This window comes from Halorubrum alkaliphilum, assembly GCF_017873815.1.
GTDB classification, from domain to species: Archaea; Halobacteriota; Halobacteria; order Halobacteriales; family Haloferacaceae; genus Halorubrum; species Halorubrum alkaliphilum.
The window spans coordinates 104875-117287 of record NZ_JAGGKQ010000001.1 but is presented as its reverse complement, the minus strand read 5'-3'; the positions used below and the strand labels follow the sequence as shown (position 1 = coordinate 117287).

At 65.7% G+C, this 12413-nt stretch carries 12 protein-coding genes; 8 read left to right on the top strand and 4 right to left on the bottom strand.

Annotation, left to right across the window (positions count from 1 at the left end; translation table 11 throughout):
• Positions 1–15 precede the first annotated feature (15 nt).
• Positions 16–1536 (bottom strand): aldehyde dehydrogenase family protein, encoded by a 1521-nt coding sequence (locus J2751_RS00560; protein WP_209482512.1) that lies wholly within the window; start codon positions 1534–1536, stop codon positions 16–18.
• Between the two features lie 89 nt (positions 1537–1625).
• Here J2751_RS00560 and J2751_RS00555 point away from each other — a divergent pair, with 89 nt between their 5' ends.
• Entirely contained in the window at positions 1626–2363 is a 738-nt protein-coding gene (locus tag J2751_RS00555) for a helix-turn-helix domain-containing protein (protein ID WP_209482511.1), read from the top strand.
• A 49-nt stretch (positions 2364–2412) separates the two neighbouring features.
• Here J2751_RS00555 and J2751_RS00550 read toward each other — a convergent pair whose 3' ends face one another.
• On the bottom strand, positions 2413–3282 hold the full coding sequence (locus J2751_RS00550; RefSeq protein WP_209482510.1) for a proline dehydrogenase family protein: 870 nt from the start codon (positions 3280–3282) through the stop codon (positions 2413–2415).
• 179 nt (positions 3283–3461) lie between these two features.
• Here J2751_RS00550 and J2751_RS00545 point away from each other — a divergent pair, with 179 nt between their 5' ends.
• From J2751_RS00545 to J2751_RS00520, 6 genes are read left to right on the top strand one after another with little or no spacing between them, the layout of a single operon-like run.
• Positions 3462–4697 carry an ABC transporter substrate-binding protein gene (locus J2751_RS00545; RefSeq protein WP_209482509.1) on the top strand — a complete coding sequence of 412 codons (1236 nt, stop codon included), beginning with the start codon at positions 3462–3464 and terminating at the stop codon, positions 4695–4697.
• Positions 4698–4709: 12 nt separating this feature from the next.
• A complete protein-coding gene (locus J2751_RS00540; RefSeq protein ID WP_209482508.1) occupies positions 4710–5636 on the top strand; it encodes a branched-chain amino acid ABC transporter permease in 927 nt (308 codons plus the stop codon).
• 53 nt (positions 5637–5689) lie between these two features.
• On the top strand, positions 5690–6856 hold the full coding sequence (locus tag J2751_RS00535) for a branched-chain amino acid ABC transporter permease (RefSeq protein WP_394357369.1): 1167 nt from the start codon (positions 5690–5692) through the stop codon (positions 6854–6856).
• A complete protein-coding gene (locus J2751_RS00530; RefSeq protein WP_245202522.1) occupies positions 6849–7697 on the top strand; it encodes an ABC transporter ATP-binding protein in 849 nt (282 codons plus the stop codon). The genes J2751_RS00535 and J2751_RS00530 overlap by 8 nt, the downstream gene beginning before the upstream one ends.
• Complete coding sequence (locus J2751_RS00525) at positions 7694–8464, top strand: ABC transporter ATP-binding protein (RefSeq protein WP_209482507.1); 771 nt, start codon at positions 7694–7696, stop codon at positions 8462–8464. Before J2751_RS00530 ends, J2751_RS00525 begins: the two co-directional genes overlap by 4 nt.
• A complete protein-coding gene (locus J2751_RS00520) occupies positions 8461–9396 on the top strand; it encodes a DMT family transporter (protein WP_209482506.1) in 936 nt (311 codons plus the stop codon). The genes J2751_RS00525 and J2751_RS00520 overlap by 4 nt, the downstream gene beginning before the upstream one ends.
• Positions 9397–9416: 20 nt before the next feature.
• Here the strand turns inward: J2751_RS00520 and J2751_RS00515 are convergent, their stop codons facing one another.
• Positions 9417–10214, bottom strand: coding sequence for an RIO1 family regulatory kinase/ATPase domain-containing protein (locus J2751_RS00515; protein ID WP_209482505.1), 798 nt, complete (start codon positions 10212–10214; stop codon positions 9417–9419).
• A gap of 96 nt (positions 10215–10310) precedes the next feature.
• Here J2751_RS00515 and J2751_RS00510 point away from each other — a divergent pair, with 96 nt between their 5' ends.
• A complete protein-coding gene (locus J2751_RS00510) occupies positions 10311–11459 on the top strand; it encodes an acyl-CoA dehydrogenase family protein (RefSeq protein ID WP_209482504.1) in 1149 nt (382 codons plus the stop codon).
• Here J2751_RS00510 and J2751_RS00505 read toward each other — a convergent pair.
• Positions 11454–12371 carry a DUF1028 domain-containing protein gene (locus tag J2751_RS00505; protein WP_209482503.1) on the bottom strand — a complete coding sequence of 306 codons (918 nt, stop codon included), beginning with the start codon at positions 12369–12371 and terminating at the stop codon, positions 11454–11456. The genes J2751_RS00510 and J2751_RS00505 overlap by 6 nt on opposite strands.
• Positions 12372–12413: the final 42 nt, after the last annotated feature.

The window sequence follows — 12413 nt, the reverse complement described above, 5'->3', positions numbered from 1 at the left end:
GCGGCGTACTGGCGTTCACTCGTCTCGTGTCTTGATATCCGCCGAAAGCCCCTGTGCCATCTGGATGTCCTTCGAGTTGTTCAGGGTCCACGCGGTGCGGTCGGTTACCGCCTCGATCGCCTCACGAGCCGAGGGATAGCCGTTGCCCGACTTCTTCACGCCACCGAACGGGAGCTGAACCTCCGCGCCGATACACGGGAGGTTCCCGTACGCGAGCCCGAGTTCGGCACGATCACGGTAGTAGTTGATCTGCCGGTAGTCTTCGGAGATGATCGCGCCGGCCAGCCCGTACTCGGTGTCGTTCTGGATCTCGACGGCGCGCTCGATGTCACCGTCGTATTCGAGCAGCGCGACGTGCGGGCCGAACACCTCCTCGTGGATACATCGGAGGTCGGCGTCGGGGTCAGCCTCGTAGACGAACGGGCCGATCCAGTGGCCGTCCTCGTGGCCGTCAGGGATCTCGTCGGGATCGAGTTCGGTCCGGTCGACGAGCACGTTCACGCCCTCGTCGCGGGCAAGCTGGTTGTACTCGGCGACCTTCTCGTGGTGTTCCTGCTCGACGAGCGGTCCCATGAACGTGTCCTCCTGAAGCGGGTCGCCGACCGCGACGTCCGCGGCGATCTCGACGAACCGCTCCGTGAACTCGTCGTAGACATCGGTGTGGACGATCAGTCGCTCGGCGGAGACGCAGCGCTGGCCGGTCGTTTTAAACGAGGACATCACGGCCGAGTGGACCGCGACGTCGAGGTCCGCCTTCTCCGTAACGACGATCGCGTTCTTGCCGCCCATCTCACAGGCGGCGCGCTTGCCGGGGACGCCGCCGAGTTTGTCTTGGATGTGGTGGCCGACCTCGGCGGACCCCGTAAAGAGGACCGTCGGGACATCGTCGTTCTCGACGATGGCGTTTCCGGCGTCGCCGAAGCCCTGAACCATGTTGAACACGCCGTCCGGAAGGCCGGCGTCCGCGAACATTTCCGCGACGACCTGCGCGCACCACGGCGTCTGCTCCGCGGGTTTGAACACGACGGTGTTGCCCTCGACCAGCGCGATGGCCATGTGCCAGTACGGGATGGCGACCGGGAAGTTCCACGGCGTGATACAGCCGGTGACGCCGCGCGGCTTCCGGCGCATGTACGCGTCCTTAGCCGGGATCTCCGAGGGGACGATGTCGCCTTTCGGATGGCGGGCGTCACCCGCCGCCCACTCGACCATATGGGCGGCCTCGACTACGTCAGCTTTGCCCTCGCTTATCTCCTTGCCGCACTCCTTGGAAACGATCTCACCGAGCTCCTCGGTCCGGTCGCGTAGCTCGTGGTAGACCTCCCAGAGGTACTCGGCACGCTGGATCCGGGAGAGCTCTCGCCACTCCTCGAACGCCGCGTCCGCGGCGTCGACCGCGCGGTCGACGTCGGCGGGAGTCCCTCGCTCGAACTCCCCGAGCGAGTCCCCGGTCGCGGGGTTCTCGCTCTCGAACGTCTCGTCGCCGTCGCCGGAGACCCACTCGCCGTCGATGTAGTGTCGATAGACGTCTGCCATGGTCTATACGTGCCGACCCTACGGTCAAATATCCCACCCGACCATGGTCGGCAAAGTCTTTGTGACGGGGTGCCATAGAACTGGTCGTAATGGCTACGTCCGACGCGACTGGAATCGGCGAGTGGGAAGGGACCCGTCTCACGCTTGACCTGTGGCATCCGAACTGCTGGGCCATCGAGGCGACGGAACGAACTGGGGGTGGGGTGCTCGCACATGCGATATACAACACGCCGAAGGCACGGGGAAACACCCCGAACTCGGTGAACGGGCTGTTCACCGCGTTCGCGGACACGAACGAGGAGGTCGAGGCGCTGCTCGACGCGATACGCGAGTCGGATCGCGCGGGCGATCTCCACGAGCTACAGGAGCGGTTCGGACGCGCACGCGACGCGCCCGGCAACGTCGTCCGGGAGTTCTTTCTGGAGTACGATCCCGCGGACATGGTGTGTCCGACGCTGTTGGAACACGGCTTCGTCCACAGTGCCCCGGTTCGGATCGAGGACGGCCGCGAGGAGTGGCAGGTGTGTTTCGTCGGGGAGCGGACGGAGATCCGCGAGTCACTCGACGGGGTAATGGCCGACTCCGGGGCCGAGGTGAGCGTCGAGTCGATGTCGTCGACGGGATACGCCGGACGGACCGCGCGTGAAGCGCGGCTCGATACTCTCACGACGGCCCAGCGGGAGGTGTACGAGCACGCACGAAAGGAAGGGTACTACGAATGGCCCCGCGAAACGTCGACGCGCGAACTCGCCGCCGACCTCGACGTGTCGAAGACGACGCTGCTCGAACACCTCCGGAAGGCGGAGTCGAAGCTGCTGGATCCGTAGTCGTTGCGACACCGCTGGATCAGTCGTCGTTGCGACCCGTTTTCCCGGTTCAGTTCCCGACGATCGCCCGGAGTGCGAACAGCGCGTTCGACTTTCGCTCGCGGATCCGACGATAGAAGTACGAGAACCACTTGGATCCGTAGGGGATGTACTGGTGGACCTCGACACCGTCGGCCGCGAGTTCGAACTGCGCCGACTCCCGCACGCCGGTCAGCATCTGGACCTCGTAGTCGGTCCCGTGTTCGGCGTGTAGCTCGGCCGCGTACTCGATCATCGCAGGGTCGTGGCTCCCGACGGCGATCCCGTCGTCGAACGCGTCGAACATGTACGCGAGACACTCTCGGTACGACTCGTCGACGCGTGACTTCTCTTTATAAGCGATCGCAGCCGGCTCGTCGTACGCACCCTTGACCAGACGGACTTTCCCCGGCAGGTCGGCGAGGCGTTCGAGGTCCTCGTGGGTGCGCTTGAGGTTCGCCTGTACACAGACGCCGACGTTGCCGTCGGTCTCGATCGCGTGACGCTCGAACGCGTCCAGAGTGACGTCCGTGGTCTCGTGGTCCTCCATGTCGATCCAGACGAAGGTACCGTCGGTCGTATGGTCCGCGGCGTCCGGGTCGGCCGGGTTCGCCGCATCGACGATCCGTGCGAGGTTCTCTCGAAAGACATCGTCATCGATGTCGAGACCGATCTGACTCGACTTGACGGAAACGCAGGCGTCGACGCCGCGGTCGGCGATCGCCCTCACGAGGTCGACGTACGCGTCCGCGTCCGCGTCGGCCGGCGGGCGCTCCGTGTAGTGTTCGCCGAGCAGATTCAGGATGCCGGCCACGCCGCGGTCGTTGAGCGCCTCGACGTGTGCCAACGCTGCCTCGGGCGTTTCCCCGGCAACGAAGTTGCTCGCGATCGGCGGGATCATACCGTCGATACGAGCCCACACGACATATAGGGGCACCCGACCAATTGTTTCTGAACTGCTCTGTGGAATTAACTGTATCCGGCAATAATTTCTTCAACTGGCGACGGAATATGGCATCGCCGACCATGGACGGGTAGGGATTGAGGTACCGAAACCTCCACCCACCGTACAGCACATCTATGACACGAAATACCACGGAACGAACCGGTCGGCGAACGGTACTGAAAGCGACGAGCGGAGCGGGACTCCTCGCGCTCGCGGGGTGTATCGGCACGCCCGATGACGACAATGGGGACGACGACGTCTACGAGATCGGAATGGTCGACTCGCTGACCGGCTCGCTGGCGGACTTCGGCGAACGGAACCAGCGCGCCGTCGAGCTCGCGCTCGACGACGTCAACGAGGTCGGCGTCAACGGGCGGGAACTCGACATCATTGTCGAGGACTCCGAAAGCGAGAGTCAGGGGGGCGTCGCGGCCGCCCAGAAGCTCGTCAACCAGGACGGCGTTCCGTTCCTGATCGGGGCGGTCGGCTCCGGCGTCTCGCTGTCGATCTACGAGAGCGTGATCCAGGACACCGACGTCGTTCAGTTGAGCCAGAACTCGACCGGACTCGGCCTGACCGACTTCCCGGGACTGCTTCGGATGTCTCCGAGCGGTCGGACGCAGTCGGTCGCGCTGGCGGACATCATCGCGGAGGACGGCTACGACGAGGTGGCGGTCACCTACATCAACGACGAGTTCGGCGAGAGTCTCTATGACGCGTTCGCGGAGGCGTACGACGGCGACATCGTCTACGAGAGCTCCCACGACGGCGAGCAGGCCTCCTACGGCAGCCTCGTCTCGGAGATGAACGGCTCCGGGACGGAGGCGTGGCTCTGTATCACCTACCAACAGGAGTTCTCGACGATGGTGACGAACATGTTCGAGAGCGGCTACGAGCCGCAGCTGTACGGCGCGGACTCCAACCGCGGCGACACCGTCCTCGCCAACACGCCGGAGGGGAGCATGAACGGCATGAAGCTGGTCGAACCAGCCGCGCCGGAAGACCAAGAGAACTACCAGGCGTTCGCGGCCGACTTCGAGGCCGAGTTCGGCGAGTCGCCGACCGCGTGGTCGGCGTTCGCGTACGACTGCGTCGTCACGGCGGCGCTCTCGATCCAGGCCGCCGACGAGTTCACCGGTACCGCCCTCGGAGAGGTCGTCCGCGACGTCACCCGGCCAGAGGGCGAGGAGGCGTTCACCTACGAGGAGGCCCACGCGATCCTCGACGACGGCGGCACGCCGGATGACGTGGACTACCAGGGGGTCAGCGGGCCGATCGACTTCGACGAGAACGGCGACCCGCGCGGAAGTCTCGTCGTCTTCGAGGTCCAAGACCACGACTACGTGTCGATCGAGTTCCGGGAGTCGTAACCCCTCCCGTCCATGTCCGTCATCGAGTTAGCCGCTAACGGCGTCGTCTACAGCAGCATCATCGTCCTCGCGAGCATCGGCCTCTCACTGATATACAGCATCGCCGGCTTCGCGAACTTCGCACACGGAGACACCATGACCGTTGGAGCATACGCAACGCTCGTCGCGTTCGGGCTCATCGGCGGCGTCGGGTTCACGATCCTCGGCGTCCCGCTCGGGTTCTTTGCGGCCGTCGGTGTCGGAATCGCCGCCGCCGCGGTCGTTGCCGTCGTGACACAGCGGATGGTGTACGACGCGCTCGACGTCGGCTCGATCGGACTGCTGATCACCTCGATCGGCATCGCGTTCATCTATCGAGCGTTAATCCAGATGGGGTTCGGTGCCGACACGGTTCGGTACGATATCCCGTCGCTGCGGCCGATCGAAAGCCTCCAGCAGTACGGCGTGTTGATCACCGCTCACGACCTCGCAACCGTCCTGTCGGCGGCGCTGCTCGTAACCGGGCTTCACGTCCTCTTACAACACACCGACCTCGGACGGAAGATGCGAGCAATGGCCGACAACCCCGATCTGGCCCGGGTGAGCGGGATCCGGACCTACCGAGTCAAGCTCTGGTCGTGGGTCATCGGTGCCGGACTCGCCGGGGCCGGTGGCGCGTTCCTCGGCCTGTTCAATCAGCTCTCCCCTCGGATGGGGTTCAATCTCCTGTTGGTCGTCTTCGCCGCGGTGATCCTCGGCGGGATCGGCTCGGTGTACGGCGCGGTGCTCGGCGGCTTTCTGATCGGCATGATAGTCGAGATGACGCCGCTGCTCTCCCGCGTCGGGGTCCCGATCGGTATCGAGTACGCTGAGGCGGTTGCCTTTCTGATCATGGTGGCCATCCTGCTCGTACGACCGACCGGGATCGCGGGCGACACCGCCGAGGGAGGGGGTGTGTAGTCGTGTCCCGATTCGATCCGCGGACCCTCGGCGACGAATTGACGTTCACGGAGGTGCTCGTGAGCGTCGTCCTCGGGTTCGTGGCCCTCGCGTTGCTCCTCTCGCTCGCGGCCGGTCGGCTCGGCCCGTCGTATTTCCTGTTCCTGTTCGGACTGGCCGGGATGTACGCGCTGCTGTCGCTCGGACTGAACGCCCAGTGGGGATTCGGCGGGCTGATCAACTTCAGCGTCGCCGCGTTCTTCGGGATCGGCGCGTACGGCGCAGCGCTGATGACGGCCGGAAACTCGCCGATTGCGGGGGGTTTCAGTCCGCTCATCGGTCTCATCGTCGCCCTGCTCGTCGCCGCGATCGTCGCGGTCGCGATCGGGGTCCCGACGCTCCGGCTCCGGGCGGACTATCTGGCGATCGCGACGCTCGGTCTCGCCGAAGTGATCCGGCTCTTCCTCCGCAACGAGCGGCAGTGGACGAACGGCAGCGCCGGGATCCGCGGGATCCCGAGCTTCTTCGAGGGGTGGCCGCTGCTCGGAACGTTCCCACAGACGATGCCCACTCTGGAGATCGTGATCGTCGTGGGATCCCCGATCACGCTCGGCACGCAGTTCTGGCGACAACTACTCAACGTGTCGCTGTTGCTCGCGTTCCTCGGGGGCGCGTTCTTCGTGCTCCGCCGAGCACAGCAGTCGCCGTGGGGCCGCGTGTTGCGGACGATTCGGTCGGACGAGGACCTCGCGAAGGCGCTCGGAAAGAACACCTTCGCGTTCAAGATGCAGGCGTTCGTATTGGGCAGCGTGATCATGGCGCTTGCGGGCGTCTTCTACGCGCATCTCAACCTCTTCGTCAACCCCGGTGACCTCGACCCGATCACGACGTTTTACGTGTGGGTCGCGGTGATTCTCGGCGGGAGCGGCTCGAACCGCGGCGCGCTGCTCGGCGGCTTCGTCGTCGTCGCGATCCGCGAGGGGTCACGGTTCCTCAACGACTTCGCGTGGTTCCCGATCGACGGAGCACCGTTGCGGCTGCTGTTGATCGGCCTGCTGATCGTGCTCGTGATGCGATTCCGGCCGCAAGGCGTGCTCCCGCCACAGCGCGAACTGATCTGGCCGAGCGCGATCGAGGGATCGAGCACGCCGGAGCGCCCGACGAGCGGCGTGCGCGAACGGAAGGGTGGAAGCGGAGGCGGCGGAGGCAACGGAAACGACGGAGGCGACAACGATGAGTGATCAACCCGAATCGACGGTGGCGACGGAGAGCAGTGACGTGACCGCAACCCCACAGGTCGGCGCGGTCGAAGACAAAGACGACGTCGTCCTCCGCGTCGACGACCTCCAGAAGTCGTTCGGTGGGCTCACGGCGACGGACCATGCGACGTTCGAGGTCGAACGCGGGACGATCACGGGACTCATCGGCCCGAACGGTGCCGGAAAGTCGACCCTGTTCAACCTGATCTCCGGCTTTTACGAGCCTGACGGCGGTACCGTCACGGTGAACGGGACCGACGTGACCGGGATGGAGCCGTACAAGGTCGCCGAACACGGGCTCATCCGGACGTTCCAGACCCCGCGGAAGCTGGAGGGGATGACCGTCCGGGAGGCGATGCTGATCGGGCCGCGAAACCAGCCCGGCGAGTCGTTCCTGACGCTGTTTACGTCGCCGGGGACGGTCGCCGAAAGCGAGTCCGCGAACCTCGCCGAGGCCGAACGGATACTGGAGGAGTTCGAGATCGACCACCTCGCGACACAGCCCGCGACGGACATCTCCGGCGGGCAGATGAAACTCGTCGAGCTGGCGCGCGCGATGTTGGCGGAGCCGGAGGTACTACTGCTCGACGAACCGGTCGCGGGGGTGAACCCGACGCTCGCGAAGAAGCTCAAATCACAGATCCGCCGGCTCCACGAGCAGGGAACCACGTTCGTCCTCATCGAACACGACATGGAGTTCGTGATGGATCTCGCCGACCCGATCATCGTTCTGGATCAGGGACACGTGCTCACGGAGGGGACGCCCGACGGGGTTCGGAGCGACGACCGCGTCATCGAGGCATACCTCGGGGGTGGGGCATGAGCGACGCGTCCGCCGGCGACGAGGCCGGTGTCGAGCCGACCGACGCCGAACGGACCGGTTCCGACCCCGTGCTCTCGCTGTCGAACGTCGACAGCGGCTACGGCGAGGTACAGGTGCTCGACGACCTCTCCATGGACCTCAACGCCGGCGAGATCGTCTGTCTCGTGGGACCGAACGGTGCGGGGAAATCGACCGTCCTCAAGACGGCGTTCGGCATGCTGACGCCGTGGGAGGGCACCGTCGAGTATCACGGTCGCGACATCGGCGGGATGGCTCCCGAGGACATCGTCCGGGAAGGGATCGGCTACGTCCCGCAGACGGACAACGTGTTCGGCTCGCTCACCATCGAAGAGAACCTTCGAATGGGTGGCGTCGCCCGCAACGACGACCTCGACGAAGTCATCGGCCGGCTCTACGATCGGTTCCCGATCATCGACGAGAAGCGTGGAGCGAAGGCGCGAACCCTCTCGGGCGGACAGCGACAGGTGCTGGCGTTCGCCCGTGCGCTCGTGATGGAGCCGGACGTGCTCCTCATCGACGAGCCGTCGGCGGGGCTCGCACCGAACACCGCCGACGACGTCTTCGAGGACGTCCAAGCGGTCAACGACATGGACACGGCGATACTGATGGTCGAACAGAACGTGACGAAAGGACTCGGCATCTCCGACTGGGGGTACGTCCTCGATCAGGGCACGGTCCGGTTCGACGGTACTCCCGACACGTTATTGAACGACGAGGAGGTCTCACAGCTCTATCTCGGAGGATGACCGGTCGCCTCGGCCGGTACGTCTTCGCGCTGGCTCCCCTCGTGGCCGCGGGGCTCTGGGGCGGAATGTACGTCGTCAGCAAGTGGGGGTTCACGCTGATCCCGCCGGTGACGCTCGGCTTTCTCCGCGTCGTGCTCGGCGCGAGCGTCCTCTCGGCAGTCGCCCTCGCCAGCGGTCGACGGGCCCCGTCCCGTGCGGACTGGCCGGGGTTTCTCGCGCTCGGTGGGTGGGTGACCCTGACGATCCTGACACAGTTCGTCGGCACGGAACTGACGAACGCGAGTCAGGGATCGCTTCTGACCGTGTTGACGCCGGTTTTTACGGTGTTGCTGGGTGCGATGGTCCTCGGCGAGCGCGTCACCACGGCGAAAGCGACCGGAATGGCCGTCGCCGGGGTCGGCACCGTCGTCGTTCTCGCGGGCCAGTACGACCTATCGGCGCTCGCCGCGGACAACCTCCTCGGTGTCGGGTTGTTGGTCGTCGCGAGCGTCGCGTGGGCCGGATACACGGTCTGGGGAGTAGACGTCGTGAGACGCTACGGCGCGCTCGAAGCGGCGACGTACTCCTCGATCGCGAGCGTGCCGATGTTGGCTATCCTCGCCGCCGGCGAGCTGTGGGCGCTCGGAATCTCGCCGGCGGACGTTCCGGTGACGGTCGAGTCGGTCGCGACGGTCCTCTATCTGGGGGTGGCGTCGACGGCCGCCGCTTGGTATCTCTGGTATAAGGGATTGGAGTATGTGTCCGCTGGAACCGTCGCCGTCTTCTTCTTCGCTCAACCCGCGGTCGGAGCGGCGCTGGGTGCGGTGCTCCTCGGGGAGCACCTCGGCGGAGGGTTCCTGGTCGGCGGGACGCTGATGGCCGTCGGGATCTGGATCGTCAGCCGTGAGCGAGCGTCGCCGGCGGACGGACCGTCCGACGCGACTCCGGAGTGACACGGATCGAAGCCCGACGATCAGGTCGCTCGTTTCTCGAGTTCGCCTTTCAGCTTCGCGGCGTCGAAGTCGTGATCGGGGCGAATGGCGACGAAATCGAGGAATCGGTCTGCCGCGAGCAGCTCCGCGGGATCGTAGCTCGTCAGGGCGGCGTCGACCGCGACGGAAGCCCCCACGAGCGGTTCCAGCGCCGCGAGCGCGCTCGCGAGGTCGTATGAGCGAGCGTCCTCCCGGCCGCCCTCGCTCACGCTCGTCGCGTCGATCACGTACAGCTCGTCGTCGAGGACCAACACGTTCTCCGCGCGGAGGTCCCCGTGGGCGAGTCCGGCGTCGTGGATCCGCCGGAGCGTCGCGAACAGCTCCGGGGCGAGTTCGCGTTCGCGCTCGTGATCGACCTCGTCGAGCGTCCGGAAGTCCGGGAGGTACTCCAACACGACGACGCCGAGACCGCCGATCTCCAGCGCCTCTATTGGCTCCGGCGCGTTGACGCCGATCTCACGGACCTTCCGAGTCGCCTCCAGCTCGTGGTTCGCCATCTCGTACGGCGTCTCGTAGCGCTCGAAGAATCCCTCCGTCCCCGCGGAGAACGCCCCGAGGTTCCGGCCGGTCGTGAACAGCGTGTGAACGAGGGTGTTCTGTTTGGTGATCACCTTCACGAACAGATCGTCGTCGATCACCATCGGCGTCGACAGCCAGTTGTCGGCGTCAAGGAACTCCACGCGCACCGTCTCCCGATCGTACCGGTCCGCCAGTTCGCGGACGACTGACTCCAGCTCGGCCCACCCGACGCTCCCTCGGACGAGTCGACGGAGCTCCATATACCGAACCAACGAGTCGGCACCTGATAAACGGATCCGTCCGTATTCTTCACGGTCGTTCGCATCGTTTATACTCGGCCGCCGCAAGACTTGCCTATGGACTTCGAACTGCCGGCGGAACACCGGATGATACGCGATACCGTCCGGGACTTTTGCGAGGAGGAGATCCAACCGATCGCTCAAGAGATCGAGGACGACCACCGGTTCCCCGACGAGGTGTTCGCGGAGCTGAACGATCTCGATATGATGGGCGTGCCGGTGAGCGAGGAGTACGGCGGGCTCGGCGGCGACCAGCTCATGTACGCCCTCGTCACGGAGGAACTCGGCCGCGTCTCCGGTGGAATCGGTCTCTCGTACGCCGCACACACCTCGCTCGGTGCGAAGCCGATCGAGCTGTTCGGCACCGACGAACAGAAAGAGACATGGCTCCGTCCGCTGGCGTCGGGCGGTGAGATGGGTGCGTGGGCGCTAACGGAGCCGGGCAGCGGCTCGGACGCCTCGAACATGGACACGACCGCCGAGTACGACCCCGCCGCCGACGAGTACGTGTTGAACGGCACGAAACAGTTCATCACGAACGCGAACGTCGCGAATTCGGTGCTGGTGAAGGCGGTCACCGATGCTGACGCCGGCTACGACGGGATCTCGACGTTCATCGTCGACCCCGACGAGGACGACGGGTTCGAGGTCACGACCGTCTGGGACAAGATGGGGCTCAACTCCTCGCCGACCTGTGAGATCCGACTGGACGACGTTCGTCTCCCGGCCGACCGACTCCTCGGTGAGGAGGGAGAGGGATGGACACAGACGATGAAGACACTGGAGGGCGGCCGGATCTCCATCGCCGCGCTGTCGACGGGGCTCGCACAGGGGGCCTACGAGGCCGCCAAGGAGTACGCGGGCGAACGCGAGCAGTTCGGCAAGCCGATCGCGAAGTTCGACGCGATCCGCGACAAGGTGGTCCACATGCACCGGCAGACCGAGCGCGCCCGCCTGCTTACATATAAGGCAGCCACGACGTACGACGCTGGAGAGCCGGTCACTCGGGCGTCGGCGCTCGCGAAGCTCGACGCCAGCGAGGCCGCCCGCGAGGTGGCCGAGGAGGCCGTCCAGACGCTCGGCGGCTACGGCTACACCACCGATTTCGCGCCGCAACGCTTCTACCGCGACGCGAAGCTCATGGAGATCGGCGAGGGGACGAGCGAGATCCAACACGTCGTGATCGGTCGCGAACTCGGGTTATAAACGCGGCAGTCGCCGTAGCCCGTGCCAGACGGCGTCGACGAGGCGCGTCTCACCCTCAGCCTCGGCGTCGGTCTCCGCCCAGCCGTGTGCGATGGCGTCCTCCAGCGCGGTGATCGAGTGGTTCTCGAAGTTGTTGACGCCGCGGAACGACTCCAGCGCGTCGCGCTCCGCCGTCCCGAACGTCTCCGACGGCTCGCCGGTATAAAAGTCGAGGTCGGCGAGGACCTCGGTCACCGCCTCCGCCTGCTCGCCCTCCAGCGGCCGTGGCTCGTCCGGCTCGGCTCGTGAGAGGAGCGTCACGTCGTACAGCTTGAACACCCGTTCCAGCTCCGCGATCGGCTCCTCATGGTCGTCGACGCGGACATCGATCCAGCGGTCGTTTCGCCCGTCGTAGCCCCCCTCCGGCTTGGCGACGTACAGCGCGGCCGACTGCTTGCCGCGGGAGTCGCCGCCGGCCTCGTCGCCGGCGAACAGCGCCGCGAGAAGCCGCTCCGGCAATCCCCCGTCCGCCGTCTCGAACGCCTCCGCCATCGCGGTGAGCGTCCGTTCGTTCTCCAAGATGTTTCCTTGGACGGTGTAGCTCTCGCCCTGTACGTCGCCCGCGACATCGAGACACTCCTCGCCGGTGAACGCTGCGACGGAGCCGTCCTGCCCGACGACGCCGACCTGTCTGCTCGCCGACTCCTCGTCGTCCTCGATGAGGGCGTCAATCACCTCTCCTGCGGCGTGTCCCTCGCGGAGCAGGTCGAGTCCGTCGGGCCCGTACGCGACGTTCGCGAAGCTTTGGGTCGCCACCGCGCCCGCGTCGGCAGCGGCGAACGGGACGACGGAGCCGACGCTGATGAACTTCGACTGGACGGCGACGCCGACCGCGTCCGTTTCTGGGTCGCGTGCGACTATGGAGAACGTCATGTCGGATCCGGCGAGCGGGAACGGCAAAAGCGTTCAGGCGGC